At 62.6% G+C, this 24,508-nt stretch carries 15 protein-coding genes; 5 read left to right on the top strand and 10 right to left on the bottom strand.

What is annotated here, in order from left to right:
* Positions 1–144: 144 nt before the first annotated feature.
* Entirely contained in the window at positions 145–1,791 is a 1,647-nt protein-coding gene (locus D3227_RS05895) for an ABC transporter ATP-binding protein (protein ID WP_120013188.1), read from the bottom strand.
* 195 nt (positions 1,792–1,986) lie between these two features.
* Between D3227_RS05895 and D3227_RS05890 the strand changes: the two genes are divergently transcribed.
* Positions 1,987–2,379: a GFA family protein gene (locus D3227_RS05890; protein ID WP_120013187.1), complete on the top strand. Its 393-nt coding sequence runs from the start codon at positions 1,987–1,989 to the stop codon at positions 2,377–2,379.
* Between the two features lie 52 nt (positions 2,380–2,431).
* On the opposite strand, the gene D3227_RS05885 is transcribed toward D3227_RS05890, so the two are convergent.
* Complete coding sequence (locus D3227_RS05885; RefSeq protein ID WP_208646341.1) at positions 2,432–3,949, bottom strand: winged helix-turn-helix domain-containing tetratricopeptide repeat protein; 1,518 nt, start codon at positions 3,947–3,949, stop codon at positions 2,432–2,434.
* Between the two features lie 127 nt (positions 3,950–4,076).
* Between D3227_RS05885 and D3227_RS05880 the strand changes: the two genes are divergently transcribed.
* The gene (locus tag D3227_RS05880) at positions 4,077–4,331 is read left to right on the top strand and encodes a DUF1127 domain-containing protein (RefSeq protein WP_167480612.1); all 255 of its coding nucleotides are present in this window, start codon (positions 4,077–4,079) and stop codon (positions 4,329–4,331) included.
* A gap of 105 nt (positions 4,332–4,436) precedes the next feature.
* Here the strand turns inward: D3227_RS05880 and D3227_RS05875 are convergent, their stop codons facing one another.
* On the bottom strand, positions 4,437–5,477 hold the full coding sequence (locus tag D3227_RS05875) for an EscU/YscU/HrcU family type III secretion system export apparatus switch protein (protein ID WP_120013184.1): 1,041 nt from the start codon (positions 5,475–5,477) through the stop codon (positions 4,437–4,439).
* 84 nt (positions 5,478–5,561) lie between these two features.
* Here D3227_RS05875 and D3227_RS05870 point away from each other — a divergent pair, with 84 nt between their 5' ends.
* Positions 5,562–6,368, top strand: coding sequence for a tetratricopeptide repeat protein (locus D3227_RS05870; protein WP_120013183.1), 807 nt, complete (start codon positions 5,562–5,564; stop codon positions 6,366–6,368).
* 188 nt (positions 6,369–6,556) lie between these two features.
* Here D3227_RS05870 and D3227_RS05865 read toward each other — a convergent pair whose 3' ends face one another.
* The 7 genes from D3227_RS05865 to D3227_RS05835 form a co-directional block, all read right to left on the bottom strand.
* Positions 6,557–7,006: a hypothetical protein gene (locus tag D3227_RS05865; protein ID WP_208646340.1), complete on the bottom strand. Its 450-nt coding sequence runs from the start codon at positions 7,004–7,006 to the stop codon at positions 6,557–6,559.
* A 14-nt stretch (positions 7,007–7,020) separates the two neighbouring features.
* The gene (locus tag D3227_RS05860; protein ID WP_245451664.1) at positions 7,021–8,379 is read right to left on the bottom strand and encodes a type II and III secretion system protein family protein; all 1,359 of its coding nucleotides are present in this window, start codon (positions 8,377–8,379) and stop codon (positions 7,021–7,023) included.
* A 57-nt stretch (positions 8,380–8,436) separates the two neighbouring features.
* Positions 8,437–10,605: a type III secretion system export apparatus subunit SctV gene (sctV, locus tag D3227_RS05855; protein ID WP_120013181.1), complete on the bottom strand. Its 2,169-nt coding sequence runs from the start codon at positions 10,603–10,605 to the stop codon at positions 8,437–8,439.
* Positions 10,602–10,805 carry a hypothetical protein gene (locus D3227_RS05850; protein ID WP_245451663.1) on the bottom strand — a complete coding sequence of 68 codons (204 nt, stop codon included), beginning with the start codon at positions 10,803–10,805 and terminating at the stop codon, positions 10,602–10,604. The genes sctV and D3227_RS05850 overlap by 4 nt, the downstream gene beginning before the upstream one ends.
* Positions 10,806–10,930: 125 nt before the next feature.
* On the bottom strand, positions 10,931–11,329 hold the full coding sequence (locus D3227_RS05845) for a hypothetical protein (protein ID WP_120013179.1): 399 nt from the start codon (positions 11,327–11,329) through the stop codon (positions 10,931–10,933).
* Positions 11,330–11,367: 38 nt separating this feature from the next.
* Positions 11,368–12,369, bottom strand: coding sequence for a SctD/MshK family protein (locus D3227_RS05840; protein WP_120013178.1), 1,002 nt, complete (start codon positions 12,367–12,369; stop codon positions 11,368–11,370).
* A 122-nt stretch (positions 12,370–12,491) separates the two neighbouring features.
* Entirely contained in the window at positions 12,492–12,674 is a 183-nt protein-coding gene (locus D3227_RS05835) for a hypothetical protein (protein ID WP_147377579.1), read from the bottom strand.
* Positions 12,675–12,888: 214 nt separating this feature from the next.
* Between D3227_RS05835 and D3227_RS05830 the strand changes: the two genes are divergently transcribed.
* On the top strand, positions 12,889–13,749 hold the full coding sequence (locus D3227_RS05830; RefSeq protein WP_120013348.1) for a MurR/RpiR family transcriptional regulator: 861 nt from the start codon (positions 12,889–12,891) through the stop codon (positions 13,747–13,749).
* A 76-nt stretch (positions 13,750–13,825) separates the two neighbouring features.
* Entirely contained in the window at positions 13,826–24,505 is a 10,680-nt protein-coding gene (locus D3227_RS05825) for a LysM peptidoglycan-binding domain-containing protein (RefSeq protein ID WP_120013176.1), read from the top strand.
* Positions 24,506–24,508 lie beyond the last annotated feature (3 nt).

Raw genomic sequence — 24,508 nt, 5'->3', positions numbered from 1 at the left:
GGACAAACGCAACTATTCTGCTCGACAGCAGATCTGGACGAGCACGCGTCGGCGCCCCGAAGAACGGGCTTGCAGCCGCGCCTTTGCCGGCACGGCCATTCATGGCTCAGGGAAGGTCAGGGGATCTTCAGCATCGCCTTCGGCTCAGGCGGCGGGGACCCATTCCTTGCCGGGAATGGCGGAGATCAGTTGCCGCGTATAGGGGTGACGTGGCGACCGGAATATCTGCGAAGGCGGACCGCACTCCACGACTTCGCCGCGGTTCATCACCAGGATCTCGTCGCAGATGCGGCTCGCCACCCTCAGATCGTGCGTGATGAAGATCATGGCGATCTTCATTTCTTCCTGGATGCTCGCCAGCAGATCGAGGATCTGCGCCTGGATGGAGACGTCGAGGGCTGAGACCGCCTCGTCGGCGACCAGAACCTTGGGGTCCATCATCAGGGCCCGTGCGATGCCGATCCGTTGACGTTGGCCGCCCGAGAATTCGTGCGGAAAGCGGCCATAGGCACCCTCGTCGAGCCCGACCAGACGCAGCAGTTGCAGCGCCTTCGCGCGCGCTTCCTGGGCGGACAGGCCATGCGCCATCGGGCCGACGGTGAGGATCTTGGCGATAGTCTGCCGTGGATTGAGCGAGGCGAATGGATCCTGGAAGATCATCTGGATGTGCGGCCGCATCGGCCGGAACTCGGAGTCCGAAAGCGCAGCGATATCCTTGCCGTCAAACAGGATGCTGCCCCCGTCGCTGTCCAGGAGTTTTAGCAGGACGCGGCCCAGCGACGATTTTCCGGAACCGGACTCGCCGACGATGCCGAGCGTTCTGCCCTGGCGCACTTCAAAGCTGACCTGCTTGACGGCATGCACGATGCGGGACCGCGAGAAGAAGCCGATGCCCGGCCGATAGGTCTTGTCGAGTTTCTGCACCTCCAGCACGATCGGAGCATCGTCACGCGCCTTCGTTTCGCTCTCGATCATATGCGGGACGGCGGCGATCAGCCGCCTGGTGTAGGGATGGCTCGGATTGCCAAGCACGTCGGCGGCGGTGCCTTGTTCGACCATCGCGCCTTTCTCCATGACGATGACGCGATCGGCGATTTCCGCGACGACGCCAAAGTCGTGCGTGATGAACATGACGCTCATGTTCTTTTCGCGCTGCAGCCGCCGGATCAGGGCAAGGATCTGCGCCTGGGTGGTGACGTCGAGAGCCGTGGTCGGCTCGTCGGCGATCAAAAGATCGGGCTCGAGCGCCAGCGCCATGGCGATCATGACGCGCTGGCGTTGCCCGCCGGAGAGCTGGAACGGATACTGGTGCCGCAGGACCTCCGGCTCCGGCAGGCCGACTTCGCCGAGCAGGTCGACGACCGCCTTGGCGCGGGTCGCCGAGGTGCCGGACCGGTGTGCTTCCATGACCTCCGCCACCTGCTGGCCGACAGTCATCAGCGGATTGAGTGCTGAAAGCGGATCCTGGAAAATGATGGAGACCGAACGGCCGCGCAGGCTTCGCATCACGACTTCGCCGGCGCTGGCGAGATCGTGGCCCTTGAACCGGATGCTTCCCTGCGCAATCCGCACTGAAGACGGCAGCAGGCCCATGATCGCGTTTGCGGTGACCGACTTGCCGGAGCCGGACTCGCCGACGATGCAGAGCATCTCACCCTTGAGCATGTCGAAGGATATGTTTTCGACTGCGTTCTCACGCTCCATGTTTGCGGGCAGGCGCACGGTCAGATTTTGAACAGAGAGAACAGTTTGCTCACTCGGCTCGCGGGGAATCGTTTCGCTCGGCGGCATGGCTGGCCTTTCGAAGTCCAGTGATCAGGCTGCGCATACTAGCCGCACGTCCTACCGATAGCGCAAGCCCGCATTTGTGAGATTGAGCGTTGTTGCACCGTCGGGGCGACGCGTTTCCGCAGGCAGCGGGCAATTGCAATGACAGTGCTGCTCGTTGTAGCCATTCTGGCCGCCTGATCTTAGAGGAGACGCAGCATGGACCGATTCACCGGCGGTTGCCTCTGTGGCAACGTCAAAATTGTGGCGTCGGGCCTCCCATACCGGGTCGGTATTTGTCACTGTCTCGATTGCCGCAAGCATCATGGCGCCCTTTTTTATGCCGCGGCAGTGTTCCCTCAGGATGCAGTAACGATCGAGGGCGAAACACGCGACTACGCCGGGCGGTTTTTCTGCCCCCGCTGCGGCTCGTCCGTTTTCGCACGCACCCTGGATGAAATCGAGGTGCACCTGGGATCCCTGGATGCCCCCGACCAGCTGAAGCCAACCTATGAACTGTGGACCGTTCGCCGCGAGTCCTGGTTGCCGCCGTTTCCGCTCACGAGACGATACGAACGCGACCGTGACGCCACAGGTCGCTTTGAGGAGTAGGCCGCACGCATGACAGCTTTCGGATAGTCGTTTGGAAGATCACGCCGGCACGTCACTCCGGAAGGCCGGCCTTGCGGAAGCCATCGATGAAATGCTCAAGCGTCGCAGCATCGCGGAAAGGTTCCGTCATGACCCAGTGGCGGGTTGTGAAATGCGGGTTGCTGACGAGGAACATCTCAACCTCTGCACGCGCCTCGTCGAGTCGGCCGAGTTGGGCAAGGCTTGCCGCCAGGAAACGGCGTGAGCTTGTTCGATAAGTCTCGTCCCTGCGCAGTGTCTCGACAGCGGCTTTGTATTCGCCGGCCGCATATTGCGCCGCGCCGAGCGTCAGATAGTACCAGCTTGGCGGAAACGGATTCAGCCGGAACGCCTTGCGAATGTGCTCAAGACCCTCCTCGACCCGCCCGGCCAAGACCGCGATGTCGGATAATGTCGCCCAGGCGTCGGCCTCGTTCGGGTCGAGCTCGAACGCCTTGGCGAATTCCGCGTCCGCCTCGGCGAAGCTGCGCTCATAGGCAAGTAGGTTGGCCAGCACCCAATGGCAGCCAGCATCGTTGGGATCGATCGCCACAGCTTTGCGCGCCAGTTCCAAAGCAACGCTACGGTTAGGTTCGATGGGTTCGCCCCAATGCACCCATCCCATCCAGTGGTTCATGGCAAGCCATCGATAGGCCTCGGCGTATTCCGGATCGAGCGCCACCGCGCGGGTTAGCATCAGATGCGCTTCCCGCGCCGTCTGCGGCGAATCATCGATCAGCTTGCGCGCCCGCACGCAGAGATCGTAAGCCTCGAGATTTTTGGGTCGATTGCGCGGCGGCGGCGCGCGCAGCCGGCCGAGCAACGCCTCCACGATCTTGGCCGTCACCTCGTCCTGAACGGCAAAGATATCCTCCAGGCTGCGATCGAAGCGTTCCGCCCATAGATGTTCACCACTCGCCGCGTCGACCAGCTGGGCGTTGATGCGCACGCGCCCCGCGGCGCGTCTTGCGCTGCCTTCCAGCAGGTAGCGCACGCCAAGGTCCTCAGCGATCTCGCGCACGTCCATCGCTTTTCCCTTGTAGGCAAAGGTCGAGTTGCGCGCGATGACGAACAGGCCGGAGATCCTGGACAGATCGGTGATCAGGTCTTCGGTCAACCCATCCGCGAAGGAGTCCTGCTCGGGATCATTGCTGAAATTCACGAAGGGCAGCACGGCTATCGATGGTTTGTCGGGCAGCGGCAAAGGTTTTCGCTTCGCGCCACCGAGCTGTTCGATCGCCCCCGTGAAGCGGTAGCCGACGCGCGGAACCGTGGAGATCCACTCACCCCCGTCGGCGGGCGGACCAAGCAGCTTGCGCAGCTGTGCGATCTGGACGGTGAGGTTGCCTTCCTCGACGGCCGTGCTCGGCCACGCCGCGTCCATCAACTCGGCCTTGCCCAGGATTTCGCCGGGCCGTCCGACGAGCGCCGCAAGCAGCTTTAGCCCGCGGTAGCCAACGGCAACGGGGACATCGTTCCGAAGCAGCGTTCCCGCGTCGGAATCAAGCACGAACGGACCAAAGGCAAAGCGCGATCCCTGCATACGGCGCATCTATAGCCCGTTTGGAAGTTTTGAGAACTATTTGGGAGGGCTTAATTACGACGCTGTTCGTATCCTGCAGAATTCAACCTCTTTCAGGTGGGGGGTCCCCGGACCCTCAAACGATATGGAGGTTGCCATGAACAATATCCTTGCGTCGGCCCCGCATCAGGCAGCGCGGCCGGGAACGTCTGTGGGGCCGGCGTCGCGTCGGCGCCTGACGACCCTGCGAAGCATTATCGCGACCTGGCGCGATCGGACCTGGCGCGAGCGGATACGCTTTCGCTGGGAACTTGAGCAAATGTCGAAGGACAATCCGCATTTGATCGACGATATCGGTCTGACGAAACGACAGGTCGAGGCAGAGCTCGCCAAGCCCTTCTGGCAAGGATAAAGGCGAGTGCTGCAAGACGCGGATCGCGGCGCCAGCCTCGCACACGCGTTCGCATCAAGGTTCGCTGCCACATCGGGAACTGAAGCACGACCGCGAATCTTCGCCTCAAGTGAGGCCGTGTCGGACGAGATGGCGAACGACCGGCGAAAACATCTGCTGGCCGATATAGGATCCGGTGTTCGCATCCTCAAAGAGTGTTTCGGCGACGGCAGCGTCCTCGACTATGGGAATACCTGCCTGGCGCGCTTGCGTTGTTATCTCGTCGGCTGCGCGGCCCTGGCCTTTGCCGACGACCGTCGGCACCGGCGTTTCGCCCTTGACGTAGCGCAACGCCACGGCACGGTCGCCGGACACGAACACGATGACCGCATTTTTCACGCCCAGCTTCGCGGGTTGCACCACCGCTTCGCGCCGCTGCCGCTGCTGTTCATGGCGGATCAAGGGATCCCCCTCGAGATCCTTGTGCTCACGCTTGTATTCGGTCGTTGTCATACGCATGTCGCGAAGGAACAGCCAGCGCTGAAGTGGAACATCGATCACGCCGATGGCGACAAAGGCCAGGGCGGCGGCGATGCCAAGAGGTGTCAGCACCGCCTTGATGATAGGCTCCAGGCATGACGGACCGCAGCCTGGCGCATCGAAGAGCGGCTGCAGCCACGCGATCAAGATGAAGACGAAGAGGCTTGCCAGCAGCACCACCTTGATCAGGCCCTTGGTGAACTCGATGACGTTGCGCAGCGACAGGATCTTCTGAAGGCCCTTCGCCGGGTTTATGTGATCGAACTGCGGCTTCAGCGGCTCAAACGAGAAGACCGGCCCGAACGTCCCCAGCATGCCGAAGGCCACGGTGAGAACGACAACGATCCCGACCAGTGGCAATGTGGCAAGCATCAGCAACGAGAATGAATGGCGGATGGCCCGCAGGCTGACCTCCGCGAACGAGCCGCCGGGCGCCGTCACGGTCTGCACGAGTTCCGAAAAGTGCTTGAACAGCATCGGCCAGGAAAAATAGACATAGGCGAGCGCTGCGAAAAAAGTGAAGCCAGAGGTCAGGTCGCGGCTCTGCGGAACCTGGCCCTTGCGGCGGGCGTCACGAAGCTTCTTGTCGGACGCCGGTAATTTCTTTTCCTCAGCTTCTTCGGCCATGTTGCAATCTTATCGCACTGTTGTGGTTCCAGTCGGCCGACGCTCTGTGTAAGGTGGGGCGGGCTTGAATACCGAGAGGTGGATATGCGGTTGCATGTCGTATTCTTGCCAGTCGTCATCATCATGCTGGCGCTGACCGGTTGCCAGACGAGCAAAACTGGCTCTGTGCAGGCGAAGGCCCAGGGCCCGTCCTCGCAATCCGAGCGACTGATCAAGCTTGCCGACGATATTGATGCGCGCGGAGAAAGTGACACCGCAATCGCGCTCTACCAGCGCGCGGCAGCGATGCCGGACGCCAAGCCGATCGCGTTCGTCAAGGCGGGCGACGCCTATATGAAGGCGGGCTATCCCGCAGACGCTGCCAAAGCCTATCAGGGCGCGCTCGCAAAAGCGCCCAATGATGGCGGGGCAATGCTCGGGCTTGGCTCGGCGATGATAGAGGCGGGCGATATCGATGCCGGCATGCGCGCGCTCGCGCAGGCCGCGCCGCTGGTCAATACCAGCAGCGCCTACAATCGTCTGGGCGTGGCGCAGACATTTGCTGGCCAGACAGGGGAGGCGCAGACGACGTTCGCCCAGGCGTTGAAACTTGCGCCGGGCGATCTCGACGTCGAGACCAACATGGCGCTGGCGGCAGCGCTTGAAGACAATTCCGCCACGGCATTGCCGCTGGTCCAGAAGATTGCCGCCGCACCTGGCGCGCAATTGCACCACAAGCGCAATCTGGTGATGGTCTACGGACTTCTCGGCCAGGCCGATCAGGTCAGGGCCTCGCCGCCCATTGGCCTGACGACCAAGGAGGTTGCCACCTTGCTTGCGCGTGCCAGGACCATCCGGTCGAAAGGCAGTACCCAGGCCAAAGCGAAAGCACTCGGCTCCATCCTCGGCTAGAGCAATTCCAGGAAAAGTGTGAAACGGTTTTCCGTCCGGAATTGCGTCAAAACAAAAAGATAGAGCGGTTCTGCGTTTCCGTGAAACGATGAACAGCTCTAGTGGATCGGAGCAGCGGAAACCCTGAAGCGGTCTTCCGCCAGGCCCGACGCGTAGAGCAGTGCTACGCGAGCGATTGCCGCATCGGCTCACTCGACCGGGAGCGTCGTTTGCGGCGTCGACGGCGCGCTGTTGGCTCCGCCTGTCGGAGCCTCTTCGCCGTCGAGGTAACGACGGGCCGCACGTGCCGTGGGTGCTGCTGCCGCCGGCCCCATGCGCTGGCCCTCGACGAGGTCACGCTGGCTTTCGGCCATGCGCTGAAGATTGTAGGCATTGGCGCAGCCGGGCGGCAGGTGGGAGCCGACGCCGGAGACGATTGTCAGATCGGTCCTGGCGGCAGAATTGTCGTCATCGGCCGGTTCGGCCAGACATGCGTTGGGAGCAAGGACGGAGCCGCCGACCCCCTTCTCGGAGCCGCCCGTATCTGTCGAAACATAGCTGTAGCCGGGAGAATAATCCTGCCGCTGTTGCGGGCTGTTCACACAGCCGGCCAGAAACAGAGCTGGAAGAACGGAGCAAAGGGCGATGCGCAGTGTCATGGTCGTTTCCCCCACTACTTGATGATCAGACCCGTCGCCGACGCGTCATTGGCGTGCTTGCGACTGGCACGCTTGGCTGCCGGACGATCGAGCGGCGTGGCGAGGCTGTCGCGCACCGGCGCGACCAGATAGGGTGTGATCAGGATAACCAGTTCGGTCTCTTCGTGCTGGAAACGCTGCGATTGAAAGAGCGGGCCAAGCACGGGCACATCGCCGAGAACCGGAAATTTCTCCAGATTGCGCGAGGTCCGCTGCTGGAAAAGGCCCGCGATCGCAAAGGTCTGACCACTCGCCACTTCGACCGTGGTGTCGGCCCTGCGCACGATGAAGCTTGGCATGGCGAAGCCGTTGGCACTTACCGACCCGGTCTCCGACAAGGAACTGACTTCCGGCTGGACATGCAGCGCGATGCGATTGCGGCCGATCAGCGTCGGGGTGAACCCGAGCGAAACGCCAAAAGGCTTGTACTGGACGGTGACGCCGTCGGTTCCTTGCGGAATCGGAACCGGAATTTCGCCGCCGGCGAGAAAGCTTGCCGTCTGACCGGTCACCGCCGTCAGATTCGGCTCGGCCAGTATCTTGACGACGCCATTGCGTTGCAGCGCTTCGACCAGAATGTCGAAGTTGATGCCGTGCGCCTGATCCAGGTTCAAGCCGAAATTGCCGTTGCCCGAGGGCACGCCATTGTCCTGGAACATGTTGAATTCGAAGCCGCCGCTCCTGTATCCGACCGACCAGTCGACGCCGTATGACTGCAACTCCGTGCGTGAGACCTCGGCGAAGCGAACCCGGATATTGACCTGCTGCGAGCCCTGCACCGTCATATTGTTCAGCGGCGGCTGTTCCGGCGGCGAGAAGGTCCGGGCGACATTGTCCATATCCGTTGCCTCATCGACGCCTCGTGCCTCGCCTGTGGTAACGATGCGGGTTCCGAAAATGTGGAGATTTGTCGCCGAGTTCGGCTGCATTGCACGCTTGGCTTCATTGGCAGGCGTGATGTCGGGCGTGACGCGGAACTGGGCCGTTGCTTCGATCCGCTCATCGGCGGTGACTGCAATGAGGTTGGTCAGGCCGGGTTTGAGGCCGAAGACATAGACCATGCTCGGCGACACGACCTGCAGGTCTGCAATCGTGGTGTCCGCAACCAGGACGGATTCGACCGGTTCATTGAACCGCAGCAAGCGTCCTTGCCCGACCGGCAAGTCGAGCGATGGCTTGCTCGGCAATGGCGATGCGTTCTGTGCCGTCGCGTCTGCAGGTGTAAACAAAAACGCCAGCAAGAAGCCGACCGTCGCGATAGCGAGCCAGCGCATATCCGTCCGCCCTGCGAAAGCGGCGGACCGAACGCCTGCTGCGGTATCGTGGATTGTCATGCCGTTCCTCTCCTGAGCATTTGAATTCCCCAACTGTCCCCCTCCGTCCGCCTGGCGTCATGAGGCAGCCTCTTGCCCGGCTTTCGTCTGAGCCGACGGCAGCGACTGCGAGACATTTCGCGCGCCGGCTCTGCCGGAGCGGCCGGCGATCGTGGCCAATGGCTGGACGTTGAATTCCTGCGCGAGTTCCTGGAAGGACAGAACCGGAAGCTCGATGGCATTGTGCGTGAGCAGGCTGCGCATATGGCGGCGCACATCCATCGCGGCGAGGACGACTGGCGAGACGTCGGTGGAGTTCTGCGACAGCGCCCGCTCGATTTCGGTGACCAAAGCCTGCGCATCATCGTCCGAAAGGTTCAGGAATGTGCCGGTCGATGTGCTCTGCACTGCGTTTCGCAAGATATCCTCGGCCGAGCGCTGCAAGACATAGGCTGCGATGATGTTGTTGCGGCCGGCGGAGCGGAAGCTGATCTGGCGCTTCAAGGATGTGCGGACATATTCCGTCAGCAGGACGACGTCCTGTTCGCGTTGGCCCCATTCGATCAGGGCTTCGAGGATCAGCCGCAGATTGCCGATCGGCACGTTCTCGCCGACGAGCCGGCGAAGCACTTCCGCGATCTTCTGCAACGGCACGATCTCCTGTGCCTGTCTGACCAGATCCGCATAGTCCGGTTCCATGTCCGACAGCAGCCTGCGCGTCTCCTGGATCCCGACGAAATGGCCGGCATAAAGCCGAAGCGCATTTCCGGTCCATTTGGCCGCTGTTTCCGCCAGTGTGGAGAAGACGAAACCGGCTTCTTTCAGTGCCGATATCTGGCTGTCATCAACCCACACGAATTTGCGCTGACCGGCAATCGAAGCACCTTTTTCGTAAGTTACTTCGAGCAGTTCGAGATGCGTTGCGTCCGCTTCGACAAGAACGCGGTCGGCAGGAATTTCGGCATCCAGGATTGGTGCGCCCTCCAGATCGATGCGGATGCTTCGTGGTGAAAGCATCTCGTCTACCTGCATGCCAATGGCCGGAACGTCGACGCCGAGATCGCCGAAGAGTTCGCGGCGCACGCCGTCGGCGAGCGCGGCAAATTCGGGCTCCGGGATCGAGCGTGCGAGTTCGGTTCCGAGGCGTACGACGACGCGGTCGGATGGAGGCAGCGTTCCGGCGCGGATTGCTGAAAGCGACGCGGCATTTTCCGGTTGCTCGTGCACGGCGATCTGGCCGATCTCTTTGGACTCGGCTTCCTTTGCGGTGCGGCGATTGATTGCATAGGCGCCCGCTCCGAAGCAGGCACCAAGGATCAGGAACACGATGGAAGGGAAGCCCGGCACCAGGGCGAGGCCGACCATGATCACCGCAGCGAGCCCGAGCGCCCGGGAGTCCCGCAGGAGCTGGCTGGTTATCTGCCGGCCAAGATCGCCCGTTCCGTCCGCGCTGCCGACGCGCGTCACCATCGTGCCGGCGGCCACGGCGACGAGCAGCGCCGGTATCTGCGCCACCAGCCCGTCGCCCACGGTGAGCAGGGTGTAGGTCGCTGCCGCATCCCCCACGGACATATCGTGCTGCAGCGTTCCGACCGCGAAACCGCCGATCAGGTTGACCAGAATGATTACGATGCCGGCGATGACGTCGCCTTTGACGAATTTCATGGCGCCGTCCATCGCGCCGAACAGCTGGCTCTCACGCTCCAGCTGCTGGCGCAAACGGCGTGCCTCCGCCTGATCGATGTCGCCGTTGCGCAACTCGGCATCGATGCTCATCTGCTTGCCCGGCAGCGCATCGAGCGTGAAACGCGCGGCGACCTCAGCGACGCGCTCCGCACCCCGCGCAACCACGATGAACTGTGCGACGGTGATGATCAGGAAGATGACGAGGCCGACCGCGATGCTGCCGCCCACGACGAAGGTGCCGAACGCGGTAATGATCTCGCCGGCGTCTGCCTGGAGCAGGATCAGTCGCGTGGTCGTGATCGTTATCGCCAGCCGGAACAAGGTGGCGATGAGGATGACCGACGGCAGCGACGAGAACTGGAGTGGATGAGAAACGTAAAACGAAGCCAGCAGGATAAGCACGCTGATGGCGATGTTCGCGGTGATGAGAATGTCGACGAGAAACGTCGGCAGCGGAATGAGCATCATCACCACCGCGACGAGCATCAGGACGGCAATGACCAGATCGCTGCGGCGTGACAGCCTGGCAAGGAATTGCAGAAGTCGCTCCGACAAGGTCATCCGACGCCTCGTTGCGACAGGAAACTGATTAAGGCACTGTGTGCTTCTGTCTTACGCCCGGCCACGAGCAAGGCGCGGCTCTTCAGCAATGCAAGCGCCGGGTTGTCCATTCCTTCCAAGGTCTCCAGCCTGGCAATCGTGGCCAGCGCCTTTTCCGCCTCGCCATCGAGTATGAGCAGATGCGCCAATGTCCTGAGCACGCCGGCATTTCCCGGCGAGAGCTGTGCAGCGATAAGCAGGTACGCTGCGCCCCGCTTTGCCTGCCCATGACACCCGTAGAGATAGCCGAGGACATGCAGCAGATGGACCGTGTCATGCGGGTCGGTCAGATTCCGATTCCTCCCTGCATGCGACCAAGCAGTTCGCGATGACGCTCGATTTCATCCTCCATCAGCGTTCTGGCTAACGTCTTGAGTTGCTCGCCGCCCTCGAGGCCGGGGACCAGGTGCGTTACAAAATGCTGGAGAATAGGGACGGAGCGACGCAGGATGGCTGGCTCGGGAACAACGGGCATGACGAAGTTGGCGAGTATCTCGTCGAGCGATTCGCCGGCGGCACCTTGAGACGGCTGGAATTCCGCGGTTTCCGGCCTTTCCGCCGCAGCGGCCGATTTCGTCCCTTGAGCACGGTTTGCGGCTTTGTCGACGCCATTCATCCGTCGCCGGTTGATTGCCTGACCGCGCACGCCTTCCGCCTGCCGCACTTCGCGGCCGGCTGCGTCCATCCTTGCCGAATCGAGTCGCGGCCCTTCAAGCCGGCGGTTCACGGATATTTCAGCGCGACCGTGGCGCCGCCCTTGGTCAGGAGAAGTTCCGTCTCACCGATATGCTTGATCGTCCAGCCGTCATTGGTGAAGGCGCCTTCGTGATAGCGCGCGCCGTCGGCCGCGATGACGTAAGGCCGATCGCCATACCAGATCGCCTGCAGCGTCAGGCGCGGAGCCTGCTGCGCGTTGCCGATCATGACGTTGGAGACCAGGGGAATGTGCGCGCCGAACGCCTGGTCGAACCAGGATTGCGTCTCCGTCCAGGCGCCACTCTTGTCATTCGGGATCATGCCCGAGACCACAAGGCGTCCCGGTGATTGCTGAACGGTCAATGTGCTTATGCCGGATTGCTCGAGACGGAGCTTGAGCTGGCTTTCCGCTTCGGCGGCACTCTGGATTTGCGCCGGCGACGAATCGTCCAGGACTTCTTGGCCCGGCTCGCCGGCTAAGGCCATTCTGATCGGTTCGCCGTCGTGAGAGGATGCCTTTGCGCCGATGTCGGGCTTGGCGAAAGAGAACCCGTTCGCGGCGACGGAGACAGCGAATACGGCAAAGAGAACGCTGCCCGCAATCAGGACGGAGCGATGGGAAAAGGACCACCGGCTCGGGGGGCGTTCCGGGTTGACCAGCCGGATACGGGCGTCGCCGACGCTGATGGTGAGTGGAAGCCTGCAGCTTCTGCCATGTCCCTCGTGGATGGTCTCGCCTGTGGCAAGAGTGACATCACCGCGGACGGCCTCGATTTCAAACTGGTTGCCCTTGCGCCGCAGCCTTGCGTGGATCGGCGCGATGCCGGCATCCCTGAGCACAATGTCCGACTCGGTACTGGAGCCGATCGTATACAGTGGCCCGACCAGGCTGAGTTCGGCGCCGGCATGAAATCCGTGGGTTACGCTGAGCGCAACGGAACCTCCGGATGCCGGGGAGGGGGCGACAATCGTTCGGAGCAGGCGCGCTGGCGCCGCATCCAGATATCTGCCGATAGGATTAGCGGTCATGCCACTTCATCTCCCGCCGATGACGATTTCAAATGCAGCCTGACGACGGCGTTGAACGATTTCTGCCGTGCAAGTACGCCGCCGGTTGCTTGCGGCGGCGTATGGGTTCGAGAGTCTTTGCGCTAGGCCTTTTCAGCCGACTGGCCGAGCGTCCTTGCGGTGCTCATCAGCATGTCATGCTGGGATTTCGCCATCTCTTTCGTGATCTCCAGGCCAAACATGCGCTCCTGGTGCTTGATCATCTTGTCCAGGTTCTGTTCCGGCGACCCAGCCGAGCCGGACGTAATGGGAGGGGTAGCAGCCATCATTGTCTCCTTGAGGGACTATTCAAGTTACAAACTCCGGACTCACACCGCTGCGATCCGGCAGGTTGCGAAACCAACTTAAGGCAGCATGACCGAAATTGAAAGTCCAGTTGGAATATTTGGTCCACTTCAGTTCCAACTGTTGCGTTGCCGGCGTTCCAGGAGTAACCTTCGAACCGGGTGAATGGGGTATTTCAGGATGGAAAAAGGTCCTTTGGCGGAGCTGTTGGTCGAACGGTTCGAAAATATGCCGCCGCAACTACGTGTCGCCGCTCGTTTCGTGCTGGATCATCCCAAGGATGTCGCACTGATGTCGATGCGTGAGCAGGCGCACCACGCCGGTGTCTCGCACAGCACGATGATGCGGCTGGCGCGATGGCTCGGCCTTGATGGCTATGAGGACATGCGCAGCCTCTATGCGCGCGCGTTGCGTGAGACAATCGCCGGTGAGCCGGCGCGACGGGGTATCGAACAGCATGGCGCTCCGGGATATTCGACTGCCGGCGTCGTTGCCGACACACTCGCGGCTCAGATTTCAAGTCTCGGTGAATACGGCAATGCCATGCAATTCATCGCCGCCGCCGGGCTCCTTGCGCGATCACGCAATCTGTTCGCTCTCGGCTCGCGCTCCGCCTATCCGGTCGCGAGCCACTTCGTTCACATCATGTCGTTTGTGGCTGGCGGTGACAGCAAGGTGGCGCTTGTCGGCGAGATGGCCGGACAGGGTCTGGACGCTCTCCAGCAAGCGGGACGTGGCGATGTGCTCCTTGCTGTGGGCATGTCGCCTTATGAACGCACGACGATCGACGTGGCGCGCCAGTCGGCTCGGCAGGGCGTCGGCGTGGTGGCAATCACTGACAGCAGCGTGTCGCCGCTGACTCGGATCGCGCGGGAAACGATCATCGTCACGTCAAATTCGCAGTCGTTCTTCCGAAGCATGGCGCCGGCGTTCGCCGCCGTCGAGATTCTTGCGGCACTGACGGCAGTGCAGTCTGAAACGAATGCCGCAGAACGGGTGAAACAGTCGGAAGAACAGCTTGCTGCTTTCGGCATTTATTGGAAGCCCCCTCGATAAGACCTGAAAGGTTGCAATCGGGCGGGCGTGACGGCAGCCAGGCTGCCGGCAACAGTGATTTCCGGAGGTCGTCCAGATGGTTCGCCCGATAACGCTCATCAAGCCGCCAGTCCAGCCGCAAAAGGTCAACGCCTCGGCAAATGCCGCGCAGGTCGCGCGGCTGGAGGCGCAGGCAGCGCAGCTTCGGGAGCAGATCAGGCTTGCCAACCGGATGGGCGAGCGCGATTGGGCGGCACAGGCCCGCCAGCAACTGGCACAGGTCAATACGGAATTAAGTTCCCTGCAACCGCCGCCGGTTGCCGGGCCGGGCGTCAACGTCGTGAGCGCCAGCAATGGCACATCCGGCAACGGCACGACGGTGACTCCGGCTCTTTACGTGCGGCCCGATCTCGTGGCACCCACGCTGACGCAGGTGAAACTTGACGGAAGCAAGCCCGAAGACAACGCCGCGGAAGCGACGACCGCCCGCAACATTGTCAACGATGTCACCGGCGGCAAAAGCATCGACCAGATTGCCTCTGCCCGCGGCATGACGCGCGAACAGGTTATCGCCGCGCTCAGGTCTGGTGGGATGAGCGTGTCGACCACCGACCCGACCGGCGGCAACGGCGACGTGCACACGACGAAAATCACGGACGCCAGCGGCCGCACCGTCACGCAATACTACGACTACCAGCACGACAGCTACTATACGAGCGTCCAGCAACAGCCCAACGGCGCGGCGACCACCACGCCGGTCCGCGATGGGCTCGGACGCAAGGAAACCAGCAGCTACAATCCCGATACCGGCGCTATCACGACGCGCTATGAAGACGATCTTGGCACGGGTACCGTCACCGAGCGGACGTCGCTTCCCAACGGTGCTTCGGTGGAAACCGTGACACCGGGCGCCGGTCCGTCCCTTCCCGTGACCACCGTCACCGGCCCCGACGGCCGCAAGACCATACTGGCAGCCGCGCAGGATCCGGGCGGGACAAGCACGCAGAATATCAAAGACGGTCTGGCCGAGGGGAAAAACATCGAGCAGATCGCGCAGGAAAACGGCCTCACCAGCGAACAGGTGATCGCGGAATTGCAGGCCGCCGGCTATCAGGTCAAGACGCAGGCGCCGACGAGCGGCAATGGGGACGTGCAGTCGGTCGAAATCGTCGACCCGCACAGCGGCGACAAGACCGTCTACTCTCACGACTATCAGCACGACGCGCGCACCGTCACGACCACGGCCGACGGAAAGGAAACGTCTCACTCCGTCGATGGCAACGGCAAGACCCGCAGCAGTGTGCGCGACACCAAAACGGGCGAAACCACGACCACGATCGTCGATCCGAAGGCCGGGACCGAAACCAAGATCGTAACCGACAAGGACGGCCGGGTGACGACGACCACCACCGAGAAGATCAATGGCGGCAAGCCGGTCGAGTACGAGGTCAAGCCGGGCGACAACCTGACCCTGATCGCTGAGCAACATGGCGTGACGCTGGATGATCTCAGACGCACGAATCCGGAGCTATTCGATTCGCCTCGCGACCCGGACATCATCCATCCGGGCGAAAAGATCGCCATCGAAAACGGCACGCGTACGACCGTGGAGGTCACCTTCAACGGCTATACGCTGACCACCAGGCCTGACGGCAGCGCGACGCTGCACAACAACACCACCGGCACCGACCTGAAGATCGAGGCAGGAAGCACGCAGGAGGCGTTGGCCAAGACGCTGTTGGCGGTGAATCCCAACAGCAGCGATCCCAAGGAGGCAAAAGAGGGCGAGGTCGTGAAGACCTTCGTCGAAGGGCTGCTGGCGGGCGAGGCCTTGCCCAGTCTCATCGACGCGGCGGAAAAAGCCGGACAAGACAAGACGGACCTGATGACGAAATATGGTCGGGGTACCGTCATCGAGCCCAAGCTGGACGGTGAGAACAGGGTTGTCGATCCGTTCGGCGATCCGCCGCAGGGCAACGCACCTTCCGGTGGAAAGTGGACGCCGATGAAGGTCGACGGCGTCTGGACCTGGGTCGATCCCCAGGTCGCCCAGGCCATCATCACCGAGAACATCGCACTGTCGCGCATCACCGAGACGCGAGCTCTGGCCGGCCAGCGGCAGGAGCAGTTCAACGTCCATATGCTCGATCCAGCCTACGAGGATGCCGTCGATGGCGCGCAGACCATCATAAACGAGGCGCTGGCACCTCATGGCCTGCAATGGACCGCGCAGAAACCGAAGGGCACGCTTGCCGACGCACGGGAACGGCTGACCAAGGCCAACACCTTGCTGCAGAACGCGCAGGATGCGCGTGGGGAGTACGAAAACGCCGGCCGGGTTCTTGCGGATGCGATCGCCCAGCAGAGCGAACTTACGCCGCTGACTGATCCCAATGCGCAGGCCGTAACGTCGACGGACAATCCTGGCCCTGATCGGCAGACGGAATATGCACAGGGGCTCGCCGACCATGCGAATGTCGACAAGCTGTTTTCCGAAGTCGGCCTGCATCTGAGCAAGGGCGACAAGCTCACCATCGACTTCCTGGTCGGGCAGGCCGAACTGAACGGCGTTCCCACGGATTCGAAGGAATACAAGGACCTCAAGGCCCTGCAGACGACAGCAGGCAGTCAGCTCGAATTGGCGCAGGCCTACCAGGACTACTTCGACGCCCATGCCAATGCCACGCAAGTGGGCGCGCAGCAGACGGGTCTCGAGCAAAGGCTACTCGCCGAATACAATAACGAGCACCAGTTTCTGTTCGAACAGGGAAAGAAGCATCAAAGAGTCAGTGGCGATTATCTGGGTCTCTTCCAATCGCAAAAACTGGAGATCCGCGACGGCCAGCTGTGGGTGGTCAACCAGTTCGAAGAGGGCACGACAGAGCAGCAGCTCACCTACAGTTTGAGCGACGAGAACGTCAGGGACGAGTACCGGGACCGCCAACTCAACAAGGACTGGCAGCAGCTTCTGAGCGGCGCCAACTCCAGCGGGCCGGTGTGCACGGCCAATGGCCTTGGAGCAGCGAAGGCCGGCGAGGAGCAGGCGGCGAAGACCCTGAACGACGTCCTGGACAAGCAGCTCGGCGACAGCATTACCGACCTGAACTCCAAGCTGACGACGCTGCAGACCAACTTCAACAATGCGTTGACGGAACACGGGCCAGGAACGGTGGATGCCCCCGCTGGCACGCTGCCCGATGGCGTGCAGCCGGTCGAGATCAATGTCGGCGGACAAACGATCAAGGTGGCGCCCGAAATTGCCCAGAAATACAACGAGATAGGGATCGATGCGCTGACCGAGGGCGGGAAGGCAGTCTGGATCGACCTCGATACAAAGGATGACGATGCCAGTGGACGCTGGGTCGATCCCGAACTGGCGGTCGCCAAGCTGAAGCTAGATGCGACAAGGCTTCAGATAACGCAGGCCGAGGATCTGCGCAGGGTGGTGCAAGGTTTCAGTGACTATCATGAGCTTCGGCTCAGCGATCCTTCGCTCTTGGCCGACCGCAACAGCACGGTGGACAAGACCTATCTGGACGAGCATGAGCAGCAGACGCTCGACGGCATCTATCAGCCGAAGTTCCAGCAACTGCTCGCCAGCGGTTACGACAACGAATTCCAGGAACAGGTCGGCACGGACCTTGAGGAAAAGGTCTCCGGAGAACTCGGCCTGAATAGTTCGACCGAGGAAGGCCGCGAGGCGCTCGAGAATGTGACGGAGGAGATCCGCGATATCGGCGGCGACAATCCGTATGTGCGCAGCGTGCCGATCTTCTATGTCGACGACGAGGTCGGGACGCAGCAGGTCACGATCTTTGCCGTGCGCGACGGAGACGGCAACACGCGCTATGTCGACGTCACCGGCAAGAAGTTCGACGACCTCGGGGATTTCCAGGACAACAACAGCCAGTTTGGCGAGAACGGCAAGCTCGTCGTTCCCAAAGGCCTGGAGATGAAGGCGGGAGACGATGGAAAGGTCGCGCTTGAGGTCGTTAAGGCGCGCAACGTTTCGGTCTGGGACAAGGTTGTCGATCCGCTGGTTGGCATCGGGACCGGCATAGCCACCATCCTGTCGTTCACGCCGGCCGCGCCTGTCGCGGCACCGCTGGCCTATACGGGCGCGGCCTATCTCGGAACTAGAGCGGTCATAAACCAGGTCAACCATCTGGAACATGGCGGCAAGTGGGACGATACCGAGTCACTGATGAATGTCGCCAGCGTGGCGACCACGGTTCTGCCCATGGCTTCCAGCGGCGTGCGCACCATTGGCATGGCGGCGAAGAGTGAGTCATTCTTGAGGGGCCTGGCTGCCAGTCCGCGCGCCTTTGCTGGCAGCATCGGCGCAACCAAGTCGAACTGGGCGTTAGCAGCCGAAACCCGCACCTACATGCAGTCCTCCGCCGGGCTCAACAAAGTCGCATGGGGAATGGATGTCGGCTCGGTGATTGTCGGCGCACCTTTGCTGGCGACATCCGCCTACGATCTCGCCGTCAACGGAGACCAGATGAACGGTCTCCAGCTTGCCAACGCGCTTACGGGTCTTGGCACCGGCATCACCGGCACGGGGCTCGGCATCCATGGTTTGCGCACGCTGCGGCCGGGAACCGGCACGCAGGCGAGCTCCAATGGTCCCGGCGCCAACCCACCGCCGGGCAGCGGCGGACCGCACCAGCAGCCGCCAGGCGGCAAGGGACCGCAGCCGGCGCTGGAACCTGGCCCCTCTGGGCGTCCGATGAATGTCCATGAGATGGGCGCCGACGGCGTTTACAGGCCGACGGGAGAGCAGGTCTTCCACGATCCCAGCTACCCGGTCATTCCGGGAGAAGTGATCAAGACCGATGACGCCGGCGGCAATGGCTCGACAATGATGCCGGGCCGCGATCCGCATGGGTCGACCGCGCCCGGTACACCGCATCCCGCCGATGGAGATCCCATCATCGTGCCGGGTGAACCGACAGGAGAAGACGGACCGATTCACCTCGTCTGGGATCCGGAGACACGCAGCTTCGCCGGCATGCCTGAACCCGACACGAGCGGCTACGTCTACACCAGCGGCAAGGATCCGAAGACGCCCTCGGCCTATCTCGATGGGCTCACCACCGAGCAGCTTGTGGCCCGCTACGAGCAGGAGAAGAGCTACTACTCCAGCCGCGAGATGGCCGAGCGCTATGGTCCGGACGGCGTCCAGATACCGCGCACGCCGCTTCGCGAGATACTGCCGGACTTCCGTGTCGGCGTCACTTTCCGGGCCCGGCTGAACACCGGCGACGCATTCGGGATAGGCTCGCCAACGGTTGCGGCTGTTGGCTTCGGCGTCGGAACCAAGACCGATTTCGGCATGATCGGATGGTCGATCGTCGACAGTGTCAGCCAGCGCAGCATGACACCGTTCAAGGACGCGCTCGGCACGCAGGGCGTCGTATCCTACCGGGCACGCGAATACAGGAACATCACCGCCCTCCAGGCCGGTGTCTGGCCGGTGTCCAATCAGACGGCCTTTCCGGTTCGCAGCAACGATCTCTCGGCGGCGGCGAGCAAGGCGATATTCAGCGACGCGACCGGCTACAACGCCAAGCCGATCGATGCCGCCATTGTCGGGGCGACGCCGGACGGCGAAGGCATCGTGATCGAGATGACCTACACGCCTTCGCTCAAAGGCTCGGAGGTCACGCTCGCACCCGGCCAGCACGATTTCTTTGGCGTGCCGGCGGAAAACAGTTCCGGCCACGTCAAGCTGGAAGGCGCGCTTCCGTTCGATCGCATCATGACCGAGACCAAGGTCGGCATACGCCTGCCGGTCGTGGCCAATCATGTCGCGGCTGTCGACCAGATGCCGCGGGTCGGTTTCGAGAAGCGTCCGGAACTGGCTGTCAAGGATACGCTGCAACCGGGTGACATCGTATCGACGCAGGCATTCGATCAGATTCAGTCCGCCCTCGGCTCGACAACCCTCAAGATACAGTTCGCGGTCAAGGACCCGGCGAAGGCATCCGAAGTCGTCGCGGCCATCGGACAGGGTGATGGCATCCAGTCGATCCGTGACTTCGTCAAGTCCGGTCAGATCGACCCGTCGAACACGGTTTCTCTCGTCGATGAACCGACGCTGAGTGGATTGCGGCTCTCGGCCGTGCCCGGCAAGGCGCCTACGGCAGACATCGTCCTGCTGACCGGCGAGAAAGTTCGCGCTGTAAACCCCGAGGCGATGCTGGTCGACGTCATCTTCAACGATCGCAACGGGCTGCCTGGCGTATTGGGCTTCAATCCGGATCGGATGACGACTTCAGCGACCTACAAGGTAAAATCAAAAGTACAGTCATGGCTTCCGGCGCGGTTCCAGCCCGACGGATCACCGCAGTCCCGCTACATGCCGAGCGCCGGCAACATCTATAAGAATCTCTACGGTTCGGATGGCACGCCCGCCACGCGCTACACGTTTTCACTGTCGACGCCTCCTGTTCCGGCAAGCGTGGTGGCTTACAGCGCCGAGGTGAGGATCCAGTACAAATCCAAGGCGGCCAAGGTCGCCCCTTCGATCGCCAAGAACGAAACCGCGACATTGACCTTCAATCGCGCCGACGGGCAAAATGAGCAACTGACGATCCCGGCCTGGCTCGCCCATGCGTTGGATATGTCGCGCGACGGAGCTTCGACCGGCATACCAAAGGGCGGCAAAGCCTCCCTGGACCAGTTCCTGAGCGAACTTCAGAAGACGGCACGGCCGGATCAGCTCGCCGCGATCGAGCAGTTCAAAACCGATTTCGGCCCATCGATCGTCGATGGCGGTTTCATGCGCCAGGACATTGCCGACGGCGTGCTGACGTTCCTCTCCTCGCAGGTGGGCGGCCGCAGGAGCGGCCCGATCCAGATAAGGGACGAGAACGGACAATCCGTGACGGCCACGCGCTACGGGCCGCTGCCAAGGAGCGCCGAGAACGTCTATGTACCGCCAGCCGACGGACCGCCAGCGCGCGGCGACGAACCGGAACTGATGCACAAGTCGCATATCCTGTACCGGGACCCGGAAACGGGGGAAGCCTATGTCCTGCCATGGGTGCGCGGCGCCTCGCAGGACCATGTGCCGGGCAGCCAGGGACGGCCGCGGGAAGATGCCGTGCCGCCGGAAGCAACGCCGGCCAGAAAGGCGACAGAGGCGGCGCCGGCCAGGAAGGCAATCGAGGCGGCGCCCCCGACCACATACTCGCTGCAACAGGTCCGCAACATGCGGCAGCCCGAGAAATGGAAAGCCGGCGAGACCTATACGCGCGAACTCAATGGATCGAATGGAGAAGTGCATTTCCCGGTCGAGGCCAACCCGAGCGGGCCCCACCCGGTCGTTGGCGAAGGTGGGCGATACGTGGATGCGCCTGTCTTCAAGAGCCAGGACGTCATCGAGGCGATCGAAGTCAAGACCTACCATCGCTGGACGACGATCAACGGTGTCGCCCAGATGCGCGAAGTGCCGCTCACGCCGAAACTGCAGGAGCATATCAACAAGGACGTGGCGCTGCGCAACGAGAACCCGGGCTATCAACCGCGCTGGGTCTTCCTCGACGCGCCGCCTTCAGCGGAGTTGCAGCGGGCGCTCGACGATGCGGGGATTGTCGGCAACATCTTCGGACACAACAAACCGGCCGCGGCAACACCGCAACAACCTCAGTCTGCAACGACCAAATCCAATCCGGGCCGAACCTTGCGGCTCGAAGACGACAGCGGCAAGGTGATCATCGCGGCTATGCTTGGCACCGAACCAAGGGGGCCGGAACTGGTCTATGTTCCGCCGTCCGATGGACCGCGCGCGCCGGCCGACGCGCCGGAGGTGGCCGACAAGACGCACATATTGATGCACGACCCCAACACCGGCGAGCCCGTGGTGCTGCCCTGGATACGCGGTGCATCCGACGACCACGTACCGGGAAGGCTGCCGGAAGATGGCGGTCAGCCTGCCAATGCAGCGGAGGAAGCAAGCAATGCCGGCCGACCGTCGCGCGGCAATGTCGGCCCCTATGTTTTCCGCGCCGATACGCGCACACCGAGCGCGATCAGAGACGCGGGGGGCTTCTCGCCATCGCCGCCGACAGGAATCTGGGTGGACAATCCGCAAGGCATCACGCTGAGCAACTATGTCATGGGCAATACCCATGGCCGCTTCGTCGGTACGAGCCAGTCGGTCTCCGGGGCGAAGACCTTCGTAGCGGAAGAGTCGCGAGCCGCGCGCCAGCAAGGCTACACCTATCTTTACACGCTGAATCCAAGCAGACCGCGCCTCCACGTCCCGACCGAGTTCGAGGCGATGGGCCGGCCAGTTGGCGACAGGATGGCCCGCGTCGATGAGACCGCGGTCGACGGCAGCATACCGTGGAGCGAGGTCTACGGCTGGCGGATGATGGATCCTGACGGCAACTTCGTCGGCGGTTTCACCCGCAACGAGGGTGCCGTTGCTCCGGGCGCATCGACGCCCAAACGCCCACAGATCATCCTGCGGCCAGCCGACGAATTCTGGGATGTCAGCACGCCAACGGAGACGCCGGTAACCGAGGCCGTGGTCAACGAGGCGCCGCCTCACGCCAGTGAAACGCCGCAGGTGGTGAACACTGCCGCCGAAGCATCGTCCGCGGGTGCCGCATGGCCGCCCGCGCCTGACCGCGGCAGGGCAGTCTTCGACCCTGCCAGTGGAAAGGTCGTCAGCCTCGAGCTTCCGGTGAGCTCCGCGGCGGAACCGGGATATGCGGAACCTGTGCGAGCGCCGACCGGGCCGGAGGTCAGGGCGCTTTCAGCCGATCAGATTTCAGCGCTGACCGGCGCGCAACTGCACGCGATCAAGCCGGAGCACATCGCCAAGCTGACGCCCGAGCAGGTTGCTGCATTGACCTCCGAGCAGATCGGGCAGCTGACGTTCGATCAAGTTGCGGCGCTGCGGCCGAAGCAGTTGCGGGCGCTGAGCGCCGAACAGCTCCAGGCGATCAGGCCAAGCAGATTGCAGGCCATTGCCCCTGGCCGCATCAGCGGCTTGCGACCGGATCAGGTTGCTGCCTTCTCACCCGAGCAACTTGCCGCCTTGACCATCGAACAAGTGCGCAAGCTGACGCCCGACCAGATCGCCAAGCTCAGCGACGAGCAGCGCAACGCCTTCACGTCGGAACAGTTCGCCGCCATGAGGCCCGCCCAATTCGGCCATCTCGATGCGACGCAGTTCGCGGCGTTGAATCCCGATCTCGTTGCAGCACGCAATCCCGTGACAACGGCGAAGCTGTCGCCGGACCACATCGCGGCGCTTACGCGTGAGCAGCTTGGCGCCCTGACCATTCATCAGATCGAGGCGCTGACGAAGCAGCAGATAGCGGCTCTCACGCCGAAGCAGCTGGGCGAGTTGAGCCCCGGCCAGTTGCGCAAGTTCACGCCAACGCAGTTTGCCTGGATGTCGACGGAGCAGACGAACGCGCTTTCTGTGCTGCAGGTGACGACCTTCCGGGCAACCCACAAGGGGGCCATGACGCCGGATCAGGCCGCTGCCGTCGACCAGGCACTGAGCCATGCCCGCATCAAAGAGAACGCGCAATTGGTCGCGACCTTCGGTCCAATGGCCGGCTCGTCCTACACGCTGTGGCAAATGCTGCCGCCGCATTGGGCCGCCACGACTGCCGGCGTGGCGTTCGGCGTGCGCGGCGTGGTCTTTAGCGCGCAGTCGATCTTTCCGAACGCCACGGCAAATCACACGCCGCTGGGACGCGCTCTCAACGCCACGAGTGCGGCGACGTTCATCTTTGCCGCCCCGGGTTCAACAGTGGGTCTCCTGCGTGGCGAGAACATTGTCGTGAATGGCACTTTCAGCCTCGGCAATGTGGTTTACGGCACGAAATCCGGCTTGCAAGCGATCACCGGCCGGCCGGTGTTCCGGAACGTGGCCGAGCACATCGCCGGCCCCGGCTATGTTCTGGGCTCGGCCTTCTACACGCTTCAGAACCTGCACTCGCCGCTGGCGGCGACAGCGGGCGCCTTGTTCACCGTCGGCTGCGCCGAGTTCTGGGCATCCGCCTACAGGACCGACCGGACGAATCGCCGGTCTGTGCCGAGGACGCCCGAGGCAATCGACGCAGCGGCGAAATCCGATGGGCGTTGGGCGAATGCCGACCGCATCGCGCTCGGCGTGACCTTCGGCATCGGCATGCTGCTCTTTGCCTGGGACAGCCTGGACGACCAGCCGTGGAACAATTCCGGCACGACACCCGGTACCGATCCCGCCACGCCCGGCGACGATCCTTCCGGCGTGGATGATACGCCGCCGGACGACAAGACCGACAAGCCTGATCCCGGGACGCAAACGCCGCCGCAAGACTTCCCGCAACTTGTCGTGCTGGCGGATGACGGCCTGAATTTGCGGACCCAGCCGGACGGCGATTCGACCGTGGTGACCGTCCTGCAACCCGGAGCGTTCGTCGAACAGACCGCGAAGCCGTCGACGGATAGTTCGGGGGAAGCCTGGATATCCGTCGAAGGTTTCGGACCGGACGGCGAAATGCACAGCGGCTGGGTCTCCGGCGACTATGTGGAGGCTCATCCCGCGGGCAGCAGCAATCCCGAGGGCCGCACCAATCCAACGCTGGAGAAAGACGGCTATCAGTGGGTCGAGGTCAAGGACGGCGACAGCATACGCCTGATCGCCAGGACCCATTCAACGGACGTGGCGGAGACGGTCGTGCTCAACATGGATCATATCGTGAGCCCGGATATGATCTTCTCAGGCGATCGCATCTATCTGCCGGTCACTTCGGTAGGCTGAGGA

It is taken from the genome of Mesorhizobium waimense, assembly GCF_003601975.1.
GTDB classification, from domain to species: Bacteria; Pseudomonadota; Alphaproteobacteria; order Rhizobiales; family Rhizobiaceae; genus Mesorhizobium; species Mesorhizobium waimense.
This window is presented reverse-complemented; position numbering and strand designations above follow the sequence as displayed.